This window comes from Nocardia jiangsuensis (genome assembly GCF_042650385.1).
GTDB classification, from domain to species: domain Bacteria; phylum Actinomycetota; class Actinomycetes; order Mycobacteriales; family Mycobacteriaceae; genus Nocardia; species Nocardia jiangsuensis.
Genome location: NZ_JBHSAX010000014.1, coordinates 118990 through 139899 on the forward strand (window position 1 = coordinate 118990; position 20910 = coordinate 139899).

Sequence of the window (20910 nt, forward strand, 5' to 3'; positions counted from 1 at the left end):
GATGTCGCCGAACTGGACAACACCCGCCGCCGCCGCGCTCAGGGCCGACGGCCTGCGCGTCGCCGATCTGGACACCTCGGCGACGCCGGGCTTCACCGGCGACAAGGCCGCCGGGCAGCAGCTGCTCGCCGAGCGCACCGTGGTGCTCTCGGCGCTGCAGGAGAAGCTCTACGCCAACGGCCGCTCCGGTGACCACCGCAATGTGCTGCTCGTCCTGCAGGGCATGGACACCGCGGGCAAGGGCGGCATCGTCAGGCACGTGATCGGCTCGGTCGATCCGCAGGGCGTCGACCACGCCTCCTTCGGCGTGCCGACCCCCGAGGAGCAGCGGCACCACTACCTCTGGCGGATCCGCAAGGCGCTGCCGCGCGGCGGCCAGCTCGGCGTCTTCGACCGCTCGCACTACGAGGACGTGCTCGTGGTCCGGGTGCACGACCTGGTCCCGCCCGCCGAGTGGGAGCCGCGCTACGACGAGATCAACGAGTTCGAGCGCGAGCTGGTGGCGGAGGGAACCACCATCGTCAAGGTCGCCATGTTCGTCTCCCTGGACGAGCAGAAGAAGCGCCTCCGCGAGCGGCTGCAGCGCCCGGAGAAGTACTGGAAGTTCAACCCGAGCGATATCGACGAACGCGCCTTCTGGCCGCAGTACCAGGCCGCCTACCAGGCCATGCTCGACCGCACCAGCACCGAGCGGGCCCCCTGGCACGTCATTCCCTCCGACCGCAAGTGGTACTCCCGCCTCGCCGTCACCGAACTCCTCATCGACGCACTCACCGCCCTCGACCTGCACTGGCCCGCGGCGCAGTTCGATGTCGCCGAGCAGTTGAAGCGGTTGGAGACGGCGTAGGGGTCGTACCGACCGGTTCCCGGGCGGAACCCGCATCCCCGGTCGAACGTCATCGTCGCAGCTGCTCGAGATGCCACGATCGGGCCATGGGGACTCTGCGCGGGATCGGAATCGGGCTGACCGGGCTCGCGGTGCTGACCGCGGTGGGGTGCGGGGGTGAGGCGGCGCAGCAGCGGGCGGCCAGCACGACGCGGCCGCCGAGCACCACGTCTGCGCCGAGCACGACCACTGCGCCGAGCACGACGACGTCGGCGAGCGCCACCCCGACGACCAAGGCCGCACTCGTGCCGACGACCGCACCACCGCTGCCGACGACGACCGTGCGGGCGCCCGCTCCGCCACCGGTGGTGATCGTGCCGACCACCACCGTGGAGGTACCAGCGCCACCGCAGATCGACGCACCGCAGCCGCCACCGGCTCCCCGCGTCTCGTACAGCAGCTGCAAGGAGGCGAAGGCCGCGGGCGCCGCTCCCCTGCACCGGGGCGACCCGGGATACAGCCGCGGCCTGGATCGCGACGGCGATGGAGTCGCCTGCGAAACCTGATCGGTGACCGGGGCACCCCGCCCGCCTTCGGAAACTCTCAGCTCCCTGCGCCAGGATGGGTCGCGATGCCCCCGGCCCACGTCCCCGACGCGGAACTACGATCGGTGCGGCAGCGATCGGAAGCCCGACGAAAGGCGTGGTGAACGCACGGTGAGCAAGGGAAGCAACAATCCGCTGGCGGCCGCGGAGCGCGCCGACCGCAAGCGCAAGCTCCTCATCCAGGTCGCGGTCGCCGTCGTGCTGGTCGGCCTCGTCGCCGCGATCGGCATCGGCATCGCGATCAAGAATGCCGCGAACAACGACGAGGGCCCCACCCCCACCATCGCGGCCACCGCCCCGCAGAACCCCGCAGGCATCACCGGCGCCATCACCGACAGCGGCTACATCCGCATCGGCAAGCCCGACGCGAAGACCACCGTGCGGCTCGTCGCCGACCTGCAGTGCCCCGCCTGCAAGGCCTTCGAGGCCCAGTACGGCCAGGTCCTCGAGGACGCGGTGGCGAACGGCACCGCCGCCGTCGAGTACAACATCATCGCCTTCCTGGATCGCGCCTCCAGCACCGAGTACTCCTCGCGCGCCGCCAACGCCGCCTACTGCGTGGCAGTCGCCGACCCGGCCAAGTTCCAGAGCTGGCTGAAGACCATGTACGCCCAGCAGCCCGCCGAGGGCGGCGCAGGCCTGCCCGACGCCTCGCTGGTGCAGATCGCCAGGACCGTCGGCTACACCGACCCCGCGATCGAGCAGTGCATCACCGACCGCACCTACGACAGGTACGTCGCCGCCCGCACCGACGAGACCCTGACCAGCGGCGTGCAGTCCACCCCGTCGGTGTTCGTGAACGGCACCCAGGTCGCCCCGGACCAGCTGGCCGGCGCGATCACCGCCGCGCAGTGACCGCGGCTCCGCCCCGGGCGGCCTGGATCCTGCTGCTCGGCGGCCTGCTCGGCTGGCTGGCGGCGGTCGCGCTGACCGTCGAGCGCTTCAAGCTGTTCACCGACCCCGGCTACACGCCGTCGTGCAGCTTCAACCCGGTGCTGTCCTGCGGCTCGGTGATGACCACCGACCAGGCGGCGGTCTTCGGCTTCCCCAACCCGCTGATCGGCGTGGTCGGCTTCTCCGTCGTGGTCACGCTCGGCCTGCTCTCGGTGGCGGGCGTGAGTTTCCCGCGCTGGATCTGGGGCGGGCTCTGGCTGGGCAACCTGCTCGGGCTGCTCTTCGTCGGCTGGCTGATCTTCCAGAGCCTGTACCGGATCAATGCGCTCTGCCCATATTGCATGGTGGTCTGGGCGATCATCACGCCGCTCCTCGCGGTCGTCACCGAGCAGCTGTGGGGCCGCTCCGCGGGGCCGCTGCGGATCCTGGCCGAGTGGCGCTGGACCTTCGTCGCGGTCTTCTACGCGACCGTACTGGTCCTGGTCTTCCTGCGCTTCCAGGACTACTGGCTCTCACTGGCCTGACCGCTCAGCGCGGCGGGCTCTCGGTGAGCACCGCCTCGACGACCCGGCGCCCGCCGTTCTCCAGCACCTCCAGCCGGACCACGTCGGCCGGGCGCCTGGCGTCGATCTCCGCGCGCAGCGCCTTCGCGTCGGCGATCGGGCGGCCGTCCACCGCCACCACCACGCTGCCGTCGGCGAGCCCGGCGTTCCAGGCCGGGGTGCCGTAGAGCACCACGTCCAGCCGGGCGCCGTCCGCCGCGTCGGAGATCAGCACCCCGAGTGTCGCGGTGGGACCGACGTGCACCGTCCCCGCCGACACCCCGGCGCGGATCTGCTGGACAACTTTCATGGCCCGGTCGATCGGCACCGCGTACCCGTTCGGCACCCGCCCTGCGGGCACCGGCTCGCCACTCTGCCCGGAGGCCGCGGTGATCACCCCGACCACGTCGCCGTTGCGGTCGGCCAGCGCCCCGCCGGACTGGCCCGCCGTCACCGCCGCCGCGACCTCGACCATGCCGCGCAGCGCGAGCCGGGAGAGGTCGGCGGAGTTCTGCGCGACGATCGTGCTGTTCAGATCGGTGACCCGCCCGGCGACCGCGGTCGGCGTCCCACCGACGCCGCCCGCGTTGCCGAGCGCGAGCACCTCGTCGCGCAGCCGCAGCCGGGCCGACGAGCCCAGGCGCGCGGTCGGCAGCCCGCCCGCGCCGGTGAGCGCGAGCAGCGCGATGTCAGCGGTGGCGTCGTAGCCGAGTACCTCCGCCGAGTACTCCACACCCGTCCCCACGTCGGTGACCAGCACCGTCTCCGCTCCCTTGATGACGTGGTGGCTGGTGAGCACCTCACCGTCCGCGCCGAGCACGATGCCGGAGCCTGCCGCGGCGGCGCCGAACGGCCGCAGCGTGACCGCGATGTTCACCAGCGCGGGGCCGACCGCGGCCGCCACCGCCGCCGGGTCCAGCGGCGGCGCGGGCGGCGCGACCTCGGCGGGCACCCGCTCCGGCCCGGTGAAGGCGTCGAGCAGGTCGGCGCGGAAACCGAGGAATCCGGCGATGGCCAGCGCCACCACCAGCAGCAGCGCGGCGCCGCGCCCGCCGCCGCGTTCGGGGTCGCGCGGCTGCCATCCGTGGTCCATGGTCGTCCCATCTCCGGCCGGCTCGAATCTCCATTGTGGCCGCTGACGGCGGTCCGCACCCGCCGAGCGGGGCGGCCGGTTGGCAAACCCAGGCATGCGACGGTAGGCATGTACGCATGAGCACCGCTGCCGCCTACGCCGTGTCCGGCCCCGATGGCCCGTTCGAGAAGGTCACCATCGAGCGCCGCGATCTCGGTCCGCACGACGTCTCGATCGACGTGAAGTACGCGGGCATCTGCCACTCCGACATCCACACCGCGCGCAACGAGTGGGGCGGTGCCAAATATCCCTGCGTGCCGGGCCACGAGATCGCGGGCATCGTTGCCGCGGTCGGCTCGGCGGTCACCAGGCACGGCGTCGGCGACCGGGTCGGCGTCGGCTGCATGGTCGACTCCTGCGGCCGCTGCGCCCCCTGCCTGGACGGCAACGAGCAGTACTGCGAGCGCGGCGCGGTGATGACCTACAACACCGCCGTCGACGAGACGGTGCAGGCAGGCGGGGTGACGCTGGGCGGGTACTCGACGCAGATCGTCGTCACCGAGAACTTCGTGCTCGCCATCCCGGAGGGCATCGGCCTCGATGTCGCCGCCCCGCTGCTCTGCGCGGGCATCACCACCTACTCGCCGCTGCGGCACTGGAACGCCGGGCCGGGCAAACAGGTGGCCATCATCGGCATGGGCGGGCTCGGGCACGTCGGGGTGCGGATCGCCGCCGCGCTCGGCGCCGAGGTGACGGTGCTCAGCCAGTCGCTGCGCAAGCGCGAGGACGGGCTCCGCTTCGGCGCCTCCGGCTACTACGCCACCGCCGACAGGCAGACCTTCAAGGACCTGCGCAACCGCTTCGACCTGATCATCAACACCGTCTCCGCCGACCTCCCGCTCGACAACTACCTCAAGCTGCTGAAGGTGGACGGCACGCTCGTCGCGCTCGGCCTCCCGGAGAACCCGGCGAGCATCCGCCCCTACCTGCTCGCCAGCTACCGCCGCTCGCTCTCCGGCTCGATGATCGGCGGCATCGCCGAGACCCAGGAGATGCTGAACTTCTGCGCCAAGCACGGGATCGGCGCGGAGATCGAGCTCATCTCCGCCGACGAGATCGACGCCGCCTACGACCGGGTCGTCGCCAGCGACGTGCAGTACCGCTTCGTCATCGACGCGGGCACCATCTGAGCGAGATCACCGCCGACGACGGCGTCCGGCTGCACGTCGACGTCTTCGGCACCGGCCCCGATGTCGTGATGCTCTCCGGCGGCCCCGGCTGCGTGCACTACCTCGCGGACCGGCGGCTGGCGCCGAGCGGGATGCGCACCTGGTGCCCCGAGCCGCGCGGCGTCGGGCGTTCCGGCGGCGGCCCGCACGACCTGCGGCAGGCCGTCGCCGACCTGGAGGCGGTGCGCCGGGCGGCGGACATCGGGAAGTGGGTGGTGCTCGGCCACTCCTGGGGCTCGGACCTGGCGGTGCGGTACGCGCTCGACCATCCGGAGCGGGTGCGGGCCGTTGTCGGTGTCGCCGGCCACGGCCTGCACAAGGACCGCACCTGGAAGCAGGCGTACGAAGCCGGGCAGCACCGGGAGGCGGATATCGAGATCGTCTGGGAGCCAACGGTGCACGCCGCGCTCTCCGCCTCGTTCGTCGAGTGGATCCACGAACCCGAGCTGTTCCGCCGGCTGGCCGACTCCCCGGTGCCGATGACCTTCGTCGCGGCGCAGCACGACATCCGCCCGGCCTGGCCGCTTCGGCAGTTGGCCGCGCTGGTTCCGCGCGGCTCGTTCGAGGAGCTGCCCGGGGTCGCGCACAACTTCTGGGCCACCGATCCGGCGATCTGGGCGGCGCTCGCCACCCGCCTGTGCGCGGCGGCGCCGCGCTAACCGGTACCTTCGGCGCTGTGGCCGCTGAGCAGACGCCGGAGAGCGGCGACACCGTGAAGCCCGACCCCGCCGAGCCGCCACCCTGGCTGCTGCGCGCGTTCCTGCTCGGCGCAGCGACCATCGCCGGGCTGATCGCCGGGTTCTGGGCGCTGCAGAAGCTGCAGGGGCTGCTGACGCTGCTGCTGGTCTCGCTGTTCCTGGCGTTCGCCATCGAGCCTGCGGTGAACTGGCTGGCCGCGCGCGGGTTCCGGCGCGGCCCGGCGACCGGGCTGGTGTTCCTGGCGCTGCTCGCCATCGTGATCGGCTTCGGCTGGACCCTCGGCGCGCTGCTCGTCGCGCAGGCGACGACGCTGGTGCAGAACGCGCCGGACTACGCCGACCAGGTGGTGGACTGGGTGAACCGCACCTTCCACCAGAACCTCTCCGGCACCGACATCCAGAAGTACGCCACCGAGTGGAGCTCCACCGCCGAGGGGTACCTGGTCGGGCTGGCGGGCAATGTCTGGGGCATCGGCGCCACCGCCGTCGGCGTGCTCTTCCAGGGCCTCGGGATCCTGCTCTTCACCTTCTACTTCGCCGCCGACGGCCCGCGCTTCCGGCACGCGGTCTGTTCGCTGCTTCCGCCCGCCAAGCAGGCGCACGTGCTGCGCGCCTGGGACATCGCCGTGGAGAAGACCGGCGGCTACATCTACTCCCGCGGCCTGCTCGCCCTGGCCTCGACGCTCGCGCACTACGTCGCCATGCGCGTCCTCGACGTGCCGTCGGCCTTCGCGCTGGCGCTCTGGGTCGGCGTGGTCTCGCAGTTCGTGCCGACGGTCGGCACCTACCTCGCCGGCGCGCTCCCCGTGATCGTCGCGCTGGTGTACGGCCCGGGCACCGCGCTCTGGCTGCTCGGCTTCATCGTGCTCTACCAGCAGTTCGAGAACTACGTCCTGCAACCGCGGATCACCGCGACCACCCTGGACATGCACCCCGCCGTCGCCTTCGGCGCCGTCCTCGCCGGCGCGGCGCTGCTCGGCCCCACCGGCGCCCTGCTCGCCATCCCGGTCACCGCGACGGTGCAGGGCTTCGCCGGCGCCTACATCCGCCGCTACGAGGTGCGCCCGGAAGCCGCCGTCGCGCCCGCCCCCGCCCGCACACTCCGCACCCGCCTCACCGAACTGCTCCGCCGGGATCGGCAGCCGTGATCCAGCCATGTCTCCGAAAATGAAGAATGGGCGGCTGGCCCCGCTCGAAAGCAGGGCGAGAACGCCCATTTACGGGGTGTACGGTAGCACGCCATGGGGGTTGTTGAGAAGGGCGGACAGGAAGGTTTCGTCACCCGGTTGCGCGAGGTGACATCGACGGCTATGGCGTTGCGGCACAATGCAACTCGCCCGCGAGCTACTCGACGAGAGCATTGCGCCCGGCGTTCCGGTCAATGCTGTCGAGGACTTGCGCAGTTATGCGACGCACGCGTTGAAGACGGATTCCGGACTCGGCGAATCACGCAACGCTGTCGGGAAGGCGGCAGCCGCCATCAAACCTGGTATCACCGCCGGCAGCCACGCCTACGTGGTGTTGCAGGAGCACGTCCGGCGCCACGATGCGGCCTACCCGGACGACTGGGCCGAGGAGTTCGAGCGGGGCCGGGCGGCGGATATCGAGGGCGCGGCACGGCGGGTAGCAGCCCATATTCTCGACGCCGGTTACCACCGGAGCAGCCTCCACACCTGGATCACGAACCTACGGAAGCGGCCGGATGTCTGCACGGTCCCCGACTTCCTCCGAGGCGCCGCCGAGCGGCTGGCCCGGCCGGAGCGCGGCTACGCCTTCTGCGTTCCGGTCACGAACGAACCGCCGTTCACCATCGACGCCGCGACCGCACCGGGCTGGTTGACGAGCACCGCCGCCGCAGCCTGGAAGAAGCGGCATGCCCCGGATGCTGTGGCCGTGCGCCACCAGGGGGGATTCCTCCTCGAAATCGCAGCTCGCGATGTCAACTCCGCGGCCGATCGGGCGCGCACCAGGATTGCCAACCTTCAGACCAAATTCAACGTCGGCAGCCGAGGCGCGATCCAGATCGCCCCGTGGATGTGGTCGAAGGACAAAGCGACAGCCTTCGCCACTCATACCACCAACAGAACCCTGGACGTGCGGTCCTTCGAAAGGCTCGGCCTGCTACCCGACCTGCGGATGCCGGATTACATCACCGGCGCGCTCGCACTGCTGCAACCAGTTCGGACCGGGGCCGCGCACATCGCCATCATGAGCGGCTGGTCGGCGATCGAATCGCACCTCGTCGGCCCGGACGACGCCGACATCGTCGCCGCCGAGCGCTTCTCGCTCATCGTCGCCGCCAGCATGCCGCGCGGCGAGCTGACCCGGCTGGCGCACGCGTATATTCGCGAGAACGACGATGCGCTGGCGGACGAACTCCGCGGCTGCCCCGACAATCTGAGCCGCGCCCGGCGATTCCAGCGACGGCTGTGCTCCGGTGAGCCGCTCGTCATGGGGCGACCGACAGGCTTGCGATCACCCGGCTCCAGCCGTTCCTCGCGGACCCCGCAACCGAGATCCGCGAGACCGCGGCCATCCTCAGCAAAGAGTTCGTGCGCTTCTACCGCAAGCGCAATGCGATAGTGCATGGCGGGCGGACGCACGCCGACCACCTGCATCCCCTCGCGGAGACGATGTCCCCGCTGATCGGGGCAGGTATCGATCGCATCGTGCATCTCGGCCTGCGGCACGGAGTGCGGCCGATCGCCTTCGCGGCGATGGCGGCGACGAACCTGGACTACCTTCGTCCCGCCACCACCGCCGATCCGGGCAATCTGCTCGACCTGCTCGAGGTCAGGAGCCACCGGCCGTGACCGGCTCCGCCCGCTCGGCGAGCACCCGCCGCCGCACCCGCCGCGCCGCGGCGACCATGTTGCGCAGCGAGGGGTCGAGCTGCCAGTAGTGCCTGGTCTTCAACCCGCCGTCCGGATTCGCCCACAGCCGCTCCGCGCCGACGGCAGCGGCGGCGGCGGTGAGCTGCTCGTCGAGCTCGTCGATATCCGGGATGCGGGCGGAGCGGCTCTCGTAGATGCCGGGGCCGACACCGTGGCTGAGGCCGTTGCCGGTGGCGTAGTCCTCGGCGAGGGCGTCGATCACCCAGTCGATGGAGCGGGTGGAGATGATGGCGGTGACGTCGGCGTCGAGCTCCTCGATCGCCTGCACCACCTCGGCGCGGCCGGAGTAGCCGATGTGCGTGTGGATCTGGGTCTCCGGGCGGATCCCCGAGGTGGCCAGGCGGAAGGCGGCGACGGCCCAGCGCAGGTACTCGGGGCGGCCCTCGGGGCGGGCGGGTAGCAGCTCGCGGATGGCGGGCTCGTCGACCTGGATTATCTTGATGCCCGCGCGTTCGAGGTCGGCGACTTCGTCGCGGATGGCGAGCGCGACCTGGTCGGCGGTCTCGTAGAGCGGCTGGTCCTGGCGCACGAAGGAGCGGGCGAGCATGGTCACCGGGCCGGTCACCATGCCCTTGACCGGGCGGTCGGTGAGCGACTGCGCGTAGCTGGTCCACTCCACCGACATCGGCCCGGGCCGGGAGACGTCGCCGTAGACGATCGGCGGGCGCACGCAGCGCGAGCCGTAGACCTGGACCCAGCCGAAGCGGGTGGTCGCGAAGCCGTCGAGCAGCTCGGCGAAGTACTGGATCATGTCGTTGCGCTCGTGCTCACCATGCACGAGCACGTCGAGGCCGATGTCCTCCTGCAGCCGGATGGTGGCCTCGATCTCGGCCTCGACCTGCTTGCGGTACTCCGCGTAGGAGATCTTGCCCGCGCCGAGGTCGTGCCGCGCCTGCCGGAGCCGTGCGGTCTGCGGGAAGGAGCCGAGCGTGGTGGCGGGCACCGGCGGCAGGTTCAGCGCCTCCTGCTGGGCCGCGCGGCGCACCGCGTACGGCTCGCGGACGCGCATGTCCGGGGTGATGGCGTAGACCCGCTGGCGCACCGCGTGCTTCTGCTTGAAGTGCACCTCGGTGGGGCGCTTGCGCCACTTGTCCGACGGCCCCTCGGTGAGCGCCTTGGCCAGCGAGACGACCTCGCCGACCTTCTGCTTGGCGAAGGCGAGCCGGTCGGCCACATTGCCCTCGATGTCGTACTCGGCGAGCACGTCGTAGGGCACGTGCAGCAGCGTTGTCCCGGTGGCGACCACCAGGTCCGGGCAGACCTTCGCGAGCTCCTGCAGATACGTCAGGGTGACGTAGCGGTCCGCGCGCCAGACGTTGAGCCCGCTGATCACGCCCGCGTAGAGCCGTTTGCGCCGGATGCCAGGCACCGCGGCCAGCTCCTCGGGGGTGATCCGGTAGGTGGCCAGGTCGAGCCCGATGGCCTCGACGCCGGAGCGCGCCAGGATCCGCAGCGCCTCGCCGAAGTTGCCGTACTGCCCGGTCACCAGAATGCGCGGACGCAGCGGCGCCTTGGACAACCGCTGGTAGGCGTGCTCGAAGGCGGCCAGCTCGGCGGGGCTGCGCTCGCCGGTGAAGCACGGCTCGTCCAGCTGCACGCAGGTGGAGCCGCGCTTGGCCAGCAGCTCGAAGAGCTCCTCGTAGAACGGGAGCAGCCGGTCGAGCAGGCTCAGGGTGTCGAATTCGGGCTCGCCGGGCACGTGCCCGGCCTTGGCGAGCAGCAGCAGCGAGACCGGGCCGAGCACCACCGGGCGCAGCTCGATGCCGCGCGCGATCGCCCGGTCCCACTCGTCCAGCAGGTACTCGGGGTGCAGCGAGAACTCGGTGTCGGCGTCCAGCTCGGGCTGGCGGTAGTGGTAGTTGGTGCCGAACCAGCGGACCAGCTCGAGCGGGGGCAGATCCGGCCTGCCGCGCGCCATCAGGAAGTAGAAGTCGAGCGGGTGCAGGTCTTCGCGCTCCTGCTCGAAGCGCCGCGGGACCGCGCCGAAGAGCAGCGCGTTGTCCAGCACGTGGTCGTAGAAGGAGAAGGTGTTGCCCGGCACCTGCGTGAGCCCGGTCGCGGCCAGCTCGGCGAACTGCCGCTCCTGGATGTCGCGGCCGATCGCGATCAGCTCGTCGCGGGTGAGCGATCCCCGCCAGTACGACTCCAGGGCCCGCTTGAGTTCCCGGTGGGCGCCGATCCGGGGGTAGCCGAGAACGCTCGACCCGAAGCCTTCGGACACGTTGACCATGACGGAACTCCTGTGCTTATCTGCCGCGCCTCCGGCGCGGCGGGTTCACGGCCCCTGGGAGGCTCGAGTCCGAGCGGTCGAGACTCGCGCCTGCGGCGCATGCGCTTCGACCACTCGGACTCGAGCCGGGCCGTGAACCGACGGGGCAGGGTTCACAGCCGTCGTCCGAGTTTCGCCGCCGGGGGCGGCGGAAACATCAGTACTGATAGAAGCCTGCGCCGGATTTCTTCCCGAGCAGGCCCGCTTCGACCATACGCATCAGGAGCGGCGGGGCGCTGTACAGCGGCTCCTTGAACTCGGCGTACATCGAATCGGCGATCGACTTCACGGTGTCGAGCCCGACCAGGTCGGTCAGGGCGAGCGGGCCCATCGGGTGCGCACAGCCGAGCACCATGGCCTTGTCCACGTCCTCCTTGGTGGCGAAACCGGACTCCACCATGCGGATCGAGGAGAGCAGGTACGGCACAAGCAGCGCGTTGACGACGAAGCCGGAGCGGTCGGAGGAGCGCACCACCTGCTTGCCGAGCACGTCGGCGGCGAAGGCCTCGGCGCGGGCGGTGACCGGCGGGCTGGTCTTGAGCGTGGTCACCAGTTCCACCAGCGGCAGCACCGGGACCGGGTTGAAGAAGTGCATGCCGACGACGCGCTCGGGGTTGGCGGTGGCGACGGCGATCTTCATGATCGGGATGGACGAGGTGTTGGAGGCCAGCACCGCGTCCGGGTCGGTGACGACCTTGTCCAGGTCGGCGAAGATGGCGGTCTTGACCTGCTCGTCCTCCAGGACTGCCTCGACCACCAGCTGGCGGTCGGCGAAGTCGCCGAGGTCGGAGGTGAAGCGCAGCCGCCATGCGGTCTGCTCGCGCTCCCGCTCGGTGATCTTGCCGCTGCTCACGCCGCGATCCAGCGAGCGCAGGATGCGCGCGCGACCGGCGGCGGCCAGCTCTCGGGTCTGCTCGTACACCAGGACATCGACGTGCGCCCGCGCGCACACTTCGGCGATACCGGCACCCATCTGGCCGGCGCCGATGATACCCACGCGTTGGATCTTCTCGCTGCTCACGTCCCGCTCCTGCCGGTTGTGTGGCGACATTTCGTCGAGGTATAGGGATGCCCTCCCCGCCGGGGCTGTTCGGCGGGGAGGGCGGTACACCCCCTACCCGGGGTAGAGGATCGACTTCGGGATTCTACGAACCCCGAACCCCTGCAAGGGAACTGAGCGTTCCCGGGGCGCAGCTCAGTGGAACTGGCCTTCCTCGGTGCTGCCCTTGAGGGCCGCGGTCGAGGTGTTCGGATCGACGGTGGTGGCGATGCTGTCGAAGTAGCCGGCGCCGACCTCGCGCTGGTGCTTGATGGCGGTGAAGCCACGCTCCTCGGCGGCCTTGAACTCGCGCTCCTGCAGGTCGACGAAGGCGGTCATGCCCTCGCGGGCGTAGCCGTGCGCCAGGTCGAACATGCCGTAGTTGAGCGAGTGGAAGCCGGCCAGCGTGATGAACTGGAACTTGAAGCCCATCGCGCCGAGCTCCTTCTGGAACTTCGCGATGGTCGCGTCGTCCAGGTGCGCCTTCCAGTTGAAGGAGGGCGAGCAGTTGTAGGCGAGCAGCTGGTCGGGGAACTCGCCGCGCACCGACTCGGCGAACTTCTTGGCGACCTCGAGATCCGGCACGCCGGTCTCCATCCAGATCAGGTCGGAGTAGGGCGCGTACGCCTTGGCGCGGGCGATGCAGGGCTCGATGCCGTTCTTCACGCCGTAGAAGCCCTCGGCGGTGCGGGTGCCGTCCAGGAACTCGCGGTCGCGCTCGTCCACGTCGGAGGTCAGCAGGGTCGCGGCCTCGGCGTCGGTGCGGGCGATGACCACGGTCGGCACGCCTGCCACGTCGGCCGCCAGGCGGGCCGAGGTCAGGGTGCGGATGTGCTGCTGGGTCGGGATCAGCACCTTGCCACCGAGGTGGCCGCACTTCTTCTCCGACGCCAACTGGTCCTCCCAGTGCGAACCGGCGACGCCCGCGGCGATCATGGCCTTCTGCAGCTCGTAGACGTTCAGCGCGCCGCCGAAGCCGGCCTCGCCGTCGGCCACGATCGGGGCCAGCCAGTTGGAGACGGTGTCGTCGCCCTCGACCTTGGCGATCTCGTCGGCGCGCAGCAGCGCGTTGTTGATCCGGCGCACCACCTGCGGCACCGAGTTGGCCGGGTAGAGGCTCTGGTCCGGGTAGGTGTGGCCGGAGAGGTTCGCGTCGCCTGCGACCTGCCAGCCGGAGAGGTAGATCGCCTTGAGGCCGGCGCGCACCTGCTGCACGGCCTGGTTGCCGGTGAGGGCGCCGAGCGAGTTGATGTAGTCCTCGTTGGTGACGAGATCCCAGAGGATCTCGGAGCCGCGGCGCGCGAGGGTGTGCTCCTCGACGACGGTGCCCTGCAGCTTCACCACCTGGTCCGCGGTGTAGTTACGGGTGACGCCGTTCCAGCGCGGGTTGGTGTCCCAGTCCTGCTGGATTTCCGCAGCGGTCTTCGGGGTGCCGGTGGTCGACATCTCTACTCCACTTTCTCGTCTGTTGGTACTCGCCGGTACGGGCTAACCGTTCGATCTGCTGGCGAGTCGCTTTACAGGCTTGCTAGGCCCTGGGGGTGTACTTCCACACGATTGCACATCATAAAACTGGCGTCTACCTGTAGTTATTGTGAATTCGAGCTAGCTTTGCGAGGTCATCTGTTAACTCTGCGAAATTAGCCGCTCGATTGCAAAGAGCGAAGCTACCCAACGGTAGGTCTGACGTGCGGTTTCAGCGTAACGCCCGTACTGTTTGGCATCGCGGGCGGTTCCGCCGAGCCGTGCGGTCCCCCGCTCCCGCTGTGAGCACCTTCACAGCGCGGTGCGCACCCGCGCCCGCCGTGCGGCAGACTCGGCCGGGTATCCGCGGCGGATCGATCGCCGCGGCGAGACCCACCGGACAGGAGCACGATGCGCAACCCCTGGACCGCGCCGGTGCGCGCACTCACCGCGAGCGCCTGCGCACTCGCCTGCGCCGCCACCCTGGCCGCCGGCCCCGCCGCCGCGCAGCCCGCTGCGGGCACGCCGCTCGCGGTCGAGCCGCTGCCCGCCGCGGCGGCGATGCCGGGGGCCGCGAGCACGGCCAGGCTCCTCTACCGGAGCACGACCGTCGGCGAAGCGCCCGCGACGGCGAGCGCGGCCGTCTACTTCCCGGCCGGGCCCGCTCCGGCGGGCGGCTGGCCGGTGATCGCCTGGGCGCACGGCACCGTCGGCCTCGGCGACGACTGCGCGTACAGCGTCGGCGGCCCGTCGGCGGTCGAGCGCGACCGCTCCTACCTCGGCGCCTGGCTCGCGCAGGGCTACGCGGTGGTGGCCGCCGACTACGCCGGGCTCGGCGTGCCCGGCGACCATCCGTACCTGAACGGCCGGGTCGCCGCGCACAACGTGGTCGACGCGGTGCGCGCCGCGCACACCCGCTACCCGGAGCTGGCCGACCGCTGGGCCGTGGTCGGCCAGTCGCAGGGCGGCGGGGCCGCGGTCTTCACCGCGCGCTACGCCACCGAGTTCGGCGGGCCCGAGCTCGACTACCGCGGCGCCGTCGCGACCGGGCTGCCCGCCTACCTCGAAGAGGTGTTCCTCGCGCTCGGCCCGGACGTGCCGCCGATCCCGCTCGGCACCCACCTCACCGCCTATGTGCTCTACGTGCTCGACGGGCTGCGCCAGACCCACCCCGAGCTCGATATCCCGGGGCTGCTCACCGACGAGGGCAGGAACCTGCTCGCCCGCGCGGGCACCAGCTGCATCGAGCCCTTCTCCGACGAGCTGCGCGGCGTCGCCATCGGCGACCTGTTCGCGAAGCCGCTCGCGAGCCTGCCGGATGCCTTCGGTGTGCTCGCCCGCCAGTTCGGGCTGCCGGAGTCCGGCTACGACCGCCCGCTCTTCGTCGGCCAGGGGCTCTACGACACCGACGTGGTGACCCCGCAGGCGCTGCGCTGGGCCGCGGTCACCGCCGCGAAGGGCGAACCGATCCGGCTGCACACCTACTTCGAGGACCACAGCGGAACTGTGAACGCCTCCCTCCCCGACTCCACGCCGTTCGTCCGCGAGCTCTTCGGCGGCTGACCGAACCCATAGCTGCCCGCTACCACCGAGCAACCGCGCGGCGCGGCCCGCGACGACCCGGGGACAGCCCCCGGCTCACTGCCCGTAACCCGGGCGCAATCCCGCTCGAATAACGTCGCGAAGATGGCTTACTCCGAGCGCCGGACTGTGCTCGAACACAATGCCGGTCGAACGGCGCCCATGGGGATCCGAGGAGTTTCCGGAGCACACCCCTATTTGTCCCGCCGGGACGATATGGTGTGCGTCACGTGCGACGACTTGGGGACGGGTGTCGATCACGATTGCCCGCCCGCGGCCGCACGCTGATCGGAGCAAGCTGATGCGCGACATCGTCGACGACCTGCTGCGGGTCTGGCATTCGGGCCGGACCGGCGGACTGGCCACCATCGTGCGCGCTGTCGGCTCCACCTCGTTGCCGGTGGGGGCCGCCACGCTGATCGATCCGGAGGGGGGTGTATTCGGATCGATCGCCTCCGGCCGGTTGGAGGAGGCGGTTTTCGAGGGGGCGCTGCGCGCGACCAGAACCGGGCATCGGGCACTGCACCGGTTCGACGTGCTCTCCGGGGTGGAGACCGCCTCGGACGGCGACGACACCGTCGACATCTTCATCGAGCCGTTCTCCCGGTGGACCTTCCCCGAGTTCCCGACGGTGGCCGCGGAGATCGCCGCGCACCGGCGGGTCACCGTCTTCACGGTGGTCTGGAATCCGGACCCGGACGTCATCGGGCAGCACCTGATCACCGACAAGAAGCACGCCACCGAGCTGGTCGCGCTCCCGGAGTCGGACGTCTTCGTCTCCTCGTTCTCGCCGCCGCCGCGGCTGATCGTCTTCGGCGCGAACGCCTACGCCGCCGCGCTCACCGCGCAGGCCAGGCTGATCGGCTGCCGGGTGACGATCTGCGATTCCCGGCCGGAGTTCGCGGTGCCGGAGTCGTTCCCCGGCGCCGAGGTGGTCTGCGACTGGCCGCACCGGTACCTGAACACGCTGGCCGCGCAGGGCGAGATCGAGAGCGACACCGGCATCGTCGTGCTCGCGCACGAGCCCAAGTTCGAGATTCCGCTGCTCACCGTCGCGCTCCGGCTGCCATCGCTCGGCTACCTGGCTGCGCTCGGCTCCGCCACCGCGCACGCCCGCAGGCTGGACGATCTGCGCGCGGGCGGGTTCGACGAGCGCACACTTGCCAAGCTGCACATCCCGGCCGGGCTCACCATGGGCGCACGGAACCCGGCCGAGACCGCGGTCTTCATCACCGCCGAGCTGCTCGCCGCGCGCGGCGGGCAGGCGGACCGGCGCGCCTCCTGGTCGGAGCGGGCCGCCGTCGGGCTGAGCGGGTAGCGCGCCGCGCGGATTGTTCCGCGCCCGGGGGTGGTTGCACCCGGCGTGAATCCACTCAGCACGCTGCTGGAGGCCGAACTGCGCATCGGCGGCTCCGCGATCCTGTGGCGCGAGATCATCGGCAACGGCTTCGGGCTGGCCTCCGCCGTCGGCGGCATGCGGCGCCGGGTGTGGGCGTGGCCGGTCGGGATCATCGGGAACGGGCTGCTGTTCACGGTGTTCGTCGGCGGCGTGTTCAATACGCCGCAGCAGGTGAACATGGCCGGGCAGGCCGGGCGGCAGCTGGTGTTCCTCGCGGTCGGGGTGTACGGGTGGTGGCGCTGGTATCGGAGCCGGGGCAGCGGGGCGCCCGCGGTGCTGCCGCGCTGGGCGACCGGGCGGGAGCGGGCGCTGCTCGCGCTCGCGATGGTGGTCGGCACCGGGGTGTTCGCGCTGCTCTTCGCCCGGATCGGCTCGTACGGGCCGCTCGCCGAGGCATGGATCTTCACCGGCTCGGTGCTCGCCACCTACGGGATGGCGCGCGGGCTGGCCGAGTTCTGGCTGATCTGGATCGGGGTCGATCTGGTGGGGGTGCCGCTGCTGCTGAAGGCCGGGTACTACCCGTCCGCCGTGCTGTATCTGGTGTATGCCGGGTTCGTGGTGTGGGGTTTCGTCGTGTGGGTGCGCAGCATGCGCCCGGCGGTGACCCCGCTCGCCAATGCCCCGGCCGGAGCGGGCTGATTCGCCGGTCGGCGCCGCATCCGGCTTGCGCCTGCTGCTCAGGCGTGCAGAGTGGATGACGTGATCCTCACCGTGACAATGAGTCCCGCGTACGACACGACCTATCGGGTGGAGCGGCTGGAGCGCGGCGGGGCGCACCGGGTGAGCTCGGTGGAGCAGCGCATCGGGGGCAAGGGGGTCAACGTCACACGGGTGCTGAACCAGCTCGGCCGCTACGCCAAGGCCACCGGCTTCGCCGATCACGCCTTCGCCGCCGCCGCCGAGCTGGAGCTGCCGAACGACTTCGTACTCGCGCTCCCCTGGGTCCGCCGCACCCTGATGATCGGCGAATCCGCCGACGGCACCGCCACCGAGTTCGCCGAGCCCGGCGCGCGGGTCTCCCACCCGCACGCCGCCGACCAGCTCGCGGTCCGGATCCGCGGGCTGCTGCCCGGCAGCACCGGGCTGGTGATCGCCGGAACCCTGCCGATCGGCATCGAGGACTCGCTGCCCGCCGAGCTCGCCGCCGCCGCCGTCGAGGCCGGCGTCCCCACCGTCTGCGACCTCAGCGGCGAAGCGCTGCGGCTGGCCGCCCGAGTGCCCGGCGTCGTGCTCTGCGGCAACTTCGCCGACCTGACCGGTGGCAGCGGCGATCTCGACGCGCTGCTCCCCGCCACCGAGCGGTTGATCGCAGGCGGGGCCGCGGGCGTCGTCGCCGTCCGCGGCCCCGCCGACCTGGTTGCCCGCACCCCCGACGGATGCTGGTGGGCCCGGCTCCCCGACCCACCCGCGGGCAACCCGACCGGTGCGGGCGATGCCGCCACCGCCGCGGTGATCGCCGCCCTCTCGCACACCCCGTCCCCCGGTTGGCCCACCCTGCTCACCGACGCCGTCGCCACCTCCGCTGCCGCGGTCGTCGTTCCGGCGGCCGGGGAGATCGATCGGGCGTTGCGGGAGCGGGTGCTGTCCGAGGTGGTTGTCACCGAAGCCGAGCCGTCGCCGCTGCCCTGAGCGCCGGCTCGAAGGGCTCCCATATCCCGCTCACCGGATTCCAGGTGCCTGCGGTGACCGTGCCGTCGAGCAGCGGGTTCAGGCACCGGCCGAGCTGCTCCAGCGCGCTGGTGAGGGTGTGCAGCTCGGTCGGGAGCATGGTCCGCCGGGCAAGGGCGCGATAACCCTGCTCCCAGGCCGGGGCGGGCGAGCGCACGGTGGCGGGTAGGTCGAGGTCCGGCCTGCGGGCAGGCTGTTCGGCCAGGACGACCAGGGTGGTGGCGGCGTCGAAGGGGAAGCGGCGGATGAGGAGTACGAGGTCGACCAGGTCCCGCCATCGTGTCGAGGATTCTCGCCGGGGGCCGTGGTACTCGTACATGGCGGCGAATTTGTCGGCGATCTGATCGGCGAGCGGGTAGCAGGCGAACGGCGGCGGCGCGGCGACGTCGGGGATTTCGACCACCGGGATCGGTTCGATGCGATCGATCATCCCGATCGGGACCGCTCCGGCAGTGAGGTCGATCGGAAAGTGTTGCAGTGCCGCCGCTCCCAGGTAGGGCGTCGCACGCAGCTTCCAGACGTCCGAGCCACCCTCCCGGACCCGGCGCTGCCCTATCTCCAGCCGGAAGGTGATCCGATCGAGCGAACTCGGCGTCGAGACGATGGCGCGTAGCTCGACGAAGGCCTGTTCCAGGTCCACGGTGCGCGGGTGCGGCAGGTCGACATCCTCGCTGCTGCGCGCTCCCGGCAGCCGTACCAGCAGTCCCGCCCCGCCCTTCAGGACCCAGGGTGCGGTCGGGTCGGCGAACACCCGGGCGAGCAGGCGCTGCATGAAGAACTCACGGCGCAATTCCGCCGATGGGCGGGTGACCGCGCGGGCGCGCGCCTGGATGCGATGGTTCAGTGCCACACGGAACCCGTTGTCGGAGAGATACTTCTGGGTCACCGTGCGCTGTCGCTCTCGTTCGGTTGCTATGGGGGGTCGGGCGTTCGAAGCAGGTCGCCCGCGCCCGCGGGTACTCCGGCCACGCGAATGAAGGAGTCCACGAGCAGCCGTCCCGCTCCGAGAGCGGCACCGTAGTGATGCGCGAAGGGGCGCAGGTGTTGCGCCAACTCGGCGCGGGTGGTGTCGCCGCCGAGAATGGCGTCGCGCACGATCAGGGCCAGGTGCCCGCCGTCGATTCGCGCCTCGGCCAGATCGATGACCGTGCGCAGCGGCCGGGTGACCGGCAACCCGTTCGCCAGCCGCCAATCCCTCGGATGTAGCTGGGCCACGTGCAGACCGACCTCGCGGCTCCGGGTCCCCCGCCTGCGCGGCACCGTGAACTCGTACAGGTCCGCGTCGAGGTCGCCGAGTCCCTGCAGGCGGGCAGCCGAGCGATGGGACACCACCCCGAGCGGCACCTCGTCGGCAATGCGATCTCCAGCCCTTCGCGCCGGCTCGAACGCCAACCACTCGGCGCGCAGCAGATCGTCCGGTGACTCCGGGGTGCCGTAGAGGCGGTACACGCCGTGCCGGAGCCGCTCCAGCAGGCCGCTGTCCGCGAGCCGCTTCAACTGCTGGACGGATACTCCGACCTCGCCCGCCTGCGCGGCGGTCAGGAGCCCCCATTGCGTCGTGGCGATATCCGCGAGGGCGAGGAGCCAGCCCTGATCGCTTCGCATGCATCAATTGTAAGAACGAAGACATCGAAAATTACGCACTGAGGGAAATTATTGATGTACCACGGTGGTGATCCATCGACACGACGCGCTGACTGTCGATGCCGCGGCGGCGGCGGACGGCGTGCCCGAGATCCGTCATGAAGGAATCGGGGAGGCGGCGGGAGCCGGTGGTGAGGTCGACGGCGAGGTCCTGGTAGCCGAGGGCGAGTTCGGCGAGGAGCTCCCAGGCCTCGTGCACCTGCCCCTTCGGGGCGGAGGAGAGGGCGGCGTGGGCGAGGGCGCAGTGCTCGGCCAGGCGGTCGAGGACGGAGCCGAGGGTTTCGGTATGCATGCGGGCGCCGCCGCGCGGGACGGGGAGCTCGACGGCGACCCAGTGGTCGATGGCGAGGGCGATGGTGTGGCGCCCGGCGTGGAAGCGGGTCGCGTCCACTTCCTCGCGCAGTCGGCGCTCGTGCAGCCCGGCCAGCAGGTGGATGCCGCGGAGAAGAGGGTGGTCGTCGCGGGGCTCTACTCGACAGGCAAGCAGCAGAGCGTCTTTGGCGGGCAGTACCGCGTGCTTCATCTCACCGCCCCCTGCAGTGGCCGCGCGGCCGATGACCAGCCGAAGCGCCGCTCGGACTCGCCGAGACGGCCCTTCTCCCATGGTGATTCGTTGACGGCGAGGGTGACCGCTTCCAGCGGGGTGAGGCCGAGAAGCGCGGCGAGGCCCTGCAGCGTCGCCAGTTCCTCGACGGTGCGCATGGCGGCCGTCGCCTGCTCGGTAGTGAAGGTGCGCCCCCGCAGGTAGGAAACGACCCAGCCGTCCTCGGCCACGCGCCTGGCCTGATGCCTGCTTCGTTCGGTCACCATCCAGCGACCATCGATGACATGTACGGACATAGCCCCTAACCCCTAGCTCTCCCCCGGCCCCGACGGTGACGAGACCGTGTGACAGCAGCCACGCTACTGTCGTAAACTATACAAGTCAACTTACGATAAGAAGTCCAACGGCAGGCGGCAGTAGGATCCCGCCATGCCCTTGTCACCCGCGGTCGCGCGTTGGGAGCTGGCACGGCGCTTGCGGCAGCGGCGCCTCGAGCTCGGTATCGGCGCCGCGGCACTCACCGTGCAGCTCGACGTCTCGGC

The 20910-nt window shown here is 70.8% G+C and carries 22 protein-coding genes; 13 read left to right on the forward strand and 9 right to left on the reverse strand.

What is annotated here, in order from left to right:
* Position 1: 1 nt before the first annotated feature.
* Positions 2-847, forward strand: a complete 846-nt coding sequence (locus ACFO0B_RS14800; protein ID WP_378612999.1) for a polyphosphate kinase 2 family protein — start codon at positions 2-4, stop codon at positions 845-847.
* Positions 848-896: 49 nt separating this feature from the next.
* On the opposite strand, the gene ACFO0B_RS14805 is transcribed toward ACFO0B_RS14800, so the two are convergent.
* Positions 897-1211 carry a hypothetical protein gene (locus tag ACFO0B_RS14805; RefSeq protein WP_378613861.1) on the reverse strand — a complete coding sequence of 105 codons (315 nt, stop codon included), beginning with the start codon at positions 1209-1211 and terminating at the stop codon, positions 897-899.
* Positions 1212-1215: 4 nt separating this feature from the next.
* Between ACFO0B_RS14805 and ACFO0B_RS14810 the strand changes: the two genes are divergently transcribed.
* From ACFO0B_RS14810 to ACFO0B_RS14820, 3 genes are all read left to right on the forward strand, one after another.
* The gene (locus ACFO0B_RS14810; protein ID WP_378613810.1) at positions 1216-1392 is read left to right on the forward strand and encodes an excalibur calcium-binding domain-containing protein; all 177 of its coding nucleotides are present in this window, start codon (positions 1216-1218) and stop codon (positions 1390-1392) included.
* Between the two features lie 150 nt (positions 1393-1542).
* Positions 1543-2286 (forward strand): DsbA family protein, encoded by a 744-nt coding sequence (locus tag ACFO0B_RS14815; RefSeq protein ID WP_378613000.1) that lies wholly within the window; start codon positions 1543-1545, stop codon positions 2284-2286.
* Positions 2283-2849 (forward strand): vitamin K epoxide reductase family protein, encoded by a 567-nt coding sequence (locus ACFO0B_RS14820; protein ID WP_378613001.1) that lies wholly within the window; start codon positions 2283-2285, stop codon positions 2847-2849. Before ACFO0B_RS14815 ends, ACFO0B_RS14820 begins: the two co-directional genes overlap by 4 nt.
* 4 nt (positions 2850-2853) lie before the next feature.
* Here ACFO0B_RS14820 and ACFO0B_RS14825 read toward each other — a convergent pair whose 3' ends face one another.
* Positions 2854-3960: a S1C family serine protease gene (locus ACFO0B_RS14825; protein WP_378613002.1), complete on the reverse strand. Its 1107-nt coding sequence runs from the start codon at positions 3958-3960 to the stop codon at positions 2854-2856.
* Between the two features lie 116 nt (positions 3961-4076).
* On the opposite strand from ACFO0B_RS14825, the gene ACFO0B_RS14830 reads away from it, so the two are divergent.
* The 5 genes from ACFO0B_RS14830 (at position 4077) to ACFO0B_RS14850 (ending at position 8679) form a co-directional block, all read left to right on the forward strand.
* Entirely contained in the window at positions 4077-5129 is a 1053-nt protein-coding gene (locus ACFO0B_RS14830) for an NAD(P)-dependent alcohol dehydrogenase (protein WP_378613003.1), read from the forward strand.
* Between the two features lie 68 nt (positions 5130-5197).
* The gene (locus tag ACFO0B_RS14835) at positions 5198-5827 is read left to right on the forward strand and encodes an alpha/beta fold hydrolase (protein ID WP_378613004.1); all 630 of its coding nucleotides are present in this window, start codon (positions 5198-5200) and stop codon (positions 5825-5827) included.
* 17 nt (positions 5828-5844) lie between these two features.
* Positions 5845-7014, forward strand: a complete 1170-nt coding sequence (locus tag ACFO0B_RS14840) for an AI-2E family transporter (RefSeq protein ID WP_378613005.1) — start codon at positions 5845-5847, stop codon at positions 7012-7014.
* Positions 7015-7192: 178 nt separating this feature from the next.
* A complete protein-coding gene (locus tag ACFO0B_RS14845; RefSeq protein ID WP_378613006.1) occupies positions 7193-8449 on the forward strand; it encodes an integrase in 1257 nt (418 codons plus the stop codon).
* Entirely contained in the window at positions 8419-8679 is a 261-nt protein-coding gene (locus ACFO0B_RS14850; protein ID WP_378613007.1) for a hypothetical protein, read from the forward strand. Before ACFO0B_RS14845 ends, ACFO0B_RS14850 begins: the two co-directional genes overlap by 31 nt.
* On the opposite strand, the gene metE is transcribed toward ACFO0B_RS14850, so the two are convergent.
* From metE to aceA, 3 genes are all read right to left on the reverse strand, one after another.
* A complete protein-coding gene (metE, locus tag ACFO0B_RS14855; protein ID WP_378613008.1) occupies positions 8660-10990 on the reverse strand; it encodes a 5-methyltetrahydropteroyltriglutamate--homocysteine S-methyltransferase in 2331 nt (776 codons plus the stop codon). The genes ACFO0B_RS14850 and metE overlap by 20 nt on opposite strands.
* A gap of 196 nt (positions 10991-11186) precedes the next feature.
* Entirely contained in the window at positions 11187-12050 is an 864-nt protein-coding gene (locus ACFO0B_RS14860; RefSeq protein WP_378613009.1) for a 3-hydroxybutyryl-CoA dehydrogenase, read from the reverse strand.
* A gap of 174 nt (positions 12051-12224) precedes the next feature.
* Positions 12225-13514 (reverse strand): isocitrate lyase, encoded by a 1290-nt coding sequence (gene aceA / locus ACFO0B_RS14865; protein ID WP_378613010.1) that lies wholly within the window; start codon positions 13512-13514, stop codon positions 12225-12227.
* 429 nt (positions 13515-13943) lie between these two features.
* Between aceA and ACFO0B_RS14870 the strand changes: the two genes are divergently transcribed.
* The 4 genes from ACFO0B_RS14870 to ACFO0B_RS14885 all read left to right on the forward strand — a co-directional run bounded on the left by ACFO0B_RS14870 (position 13944) and on the right by ACFO0B_RS14885 (position 18141).
* Positions 13944-15095: a lipase family protein gene (locus ACFO0B_RS14870; protein WP_378613011.1), complete on the forward strand. Its 1152-nt coding sequence runs from the start codon at positions 13944-13946 to the stop codon at positions 15093-15095.
* 319 nt (positions 15096-15414) lie between these two features.
* Positions 15415-16431 carry an XdhC family protein gene (locus ACFO0B_RS14875; RefSeq protein ID WP_378613012.1) on the forward strand — a complete coding sequence of 339 codons (1017 nt, stop codon included), beginning with the start codon at positions 15415-15417 and terminating at the stop codon, positions 16429-16431.
* Positions 16432-16476: 45 nt separating this feature from the next.
* Positions 16477-17151 (forward strand): nicotinamide mononucleotide transporter family protein, encoded by a 675-nt coding sequence (locus ACFO0B_RS14880; RefSeq protein WP_378613013.1) that lies wholly within the window; start codon positions 16477-16479, stop codon positions 17149-17151.
* 78 nt (positions 17152-17229) lie between these two features.
* Positions 17230-18141: a PfkB family carbohydrate kinase gene (locus ACFO0B_RS14885; RefSeq protein ID WP_378613811.1), complete on the forward strand. Its 912-nt coding sequence runs from the start codon at positions 17230-17232 to the stop codon at positions 18139-18141.
* Here the strand turns inward: ACFO0B_RS14885 and ACFO0B_RS14890 are convergent.
* From ACFO0B_RS14890 to ACFO0B_RS14905, 4 genes are all read right to left on the reverse strand, one after another.
* On the reverse strand, positions 18110-19030 hold the full coding sequence (locus tag ACFO0B_RS14890) for a nucleotidyl transferase AbiEii/AbiGii toxin family protein (RefSeq protein WP_378613014.1): 921 nt from the start codon (positions 19028-19030) through the stop codon (positions 18110-18112). The genes ACFO0B_RS14885 and ACFO0B_RS14890 overlap by 32 nt on opposite strands.
* A 62-nt stretch (positions 19031-19092) precedes the next feature.
* Entirely contained in the window at positions 19093-19785 is a 693-nt protein-coding gene (locus tag ACFO0B_RS14895; RefSeq protein WP_378613015.1) for a type IV toxin-antitoxin system AbiEi family antitoxin domain-containing protein, read from the reverse strand.
* Between the two features lie 31 nt (positions 19786-19816).
* A complete protein-coding gene (locus ACFO0B_RS14900) occupies positions 19817-20347 on the reverse strand; it encodes a DUF4254 domain-containing protein (RefSeq protein ID WP_378613016.1) in 531 nt (176 codons plus the stop codon).
* Complete coding sequence (locus ACFO0B_RS14905) at positions 20344-20634, reverse strand: hypothetical protein (RefSeq protein WP_378613017.1); 291 nt, start codon at positions 20632-20634, stop codon at positions 20344-20346. The genes ACFO0B_RS14900 and ACFO0B_RS14905 overlap by 4 nt, the downstream gene beginning before the upstream one ends.
* Positions 20635-20910 lie beyond the last annotated feature (276 nt).

Bases quoted from the DNA above. Each gene is read 5' to 3' on its own strand.
- ACFO0B_RS14835 (WP_378613004.1), top strand. From the start codon at position 5,198: ATGCTCTCCGGCGGCCCCGGCTGCGTGCACTACCTCGCGGACCGGCGG.
- ACFO0B_RS14825 (WP_378613002.1), bottom strand. From the start codon at position 3,960: ATGGACCACGGATGGCAGCCGCGCGACCCCGAACGCGGCGGCGGGCGC.
- ACFO0B_RS14830 (WP_378613003.1), top strand. From the start codon at position 4,077: ATGAGCACCGCTGCCGCCTACGCCGTGTCCGGCCCCGATGGCCCGTTC.
- metE (WP_378613008.1), bottom strand. From the start codon at position 10,990: ATGGTCAACGTGTCCGAAGGCTTCGGGTCGAGCGTTCTCGGCTACCCC.
- ACFO0B_RS14875 (WP_378613012.1), top strand. From the start codon at position 15,415: ATGCGCGACATCGTCGACGACCTGCTGCGGGTCTGGCATTCGGGCCGG.
- ACFO0B_RS14905 (WP_378613017.1), bottom strand. From the start codon at position 20,634: ATGGTGACCGAACGAAGCAGGCATCAGGCCAGGCGCGTGGCCGAGGAC.
- aceA (WP_378613010.1), bottom strand. From the start codon at position 13,514: ATGTCGACCACCGGCACCCCGAAGACCGCTGCGGAAATCCAGCAGGAC.
- ACFO0B_RS14895 (WP_378613015.1), bottom strand. From the start codon at position 19,785: ATGCGAAGCGATCAGGGCTGGCTCCTCGCCCTCGCGGATATCGCCACG.
- ACFO0B_RS14845 (WP_378613006.1), top strand. From the start codon at position 7,193: ATGCAACTCGCCCGCGAGCTACTCGACGAGAGCATTGCGCCCGGCGTT.
- ACFO0B_RS14800 (WP_378612999.1), top strand. From the start codon at position 2: ATGTCGCCGAACTGGACAACACCCGCCGCCGCCGCGCTCAGGGCCGAC.
- ACFO0B_RS14900 (WP_378613016.1), bottom strand. From the start codon at position 20,347: ATGAAGCACGCGGTACTGCCCGCCAAAGACGCTCTGCTGCTTGCCTGT.
- ACFO0B_RS14870 (WP_378613011.1), top strand. From the start codon at position 13,944: ATGCGCAACCCCTGGACCGCGCCGGTGCGCGCACTCACCGCGAGCGCC.
- ACFO0B_RS14885 (WP_378613811.1), top strand. From the start codon at position 17,230: ATGAGTCCCGCGTACGACACGACCTATCGGGTGGAGCGGCTGGAGCGC.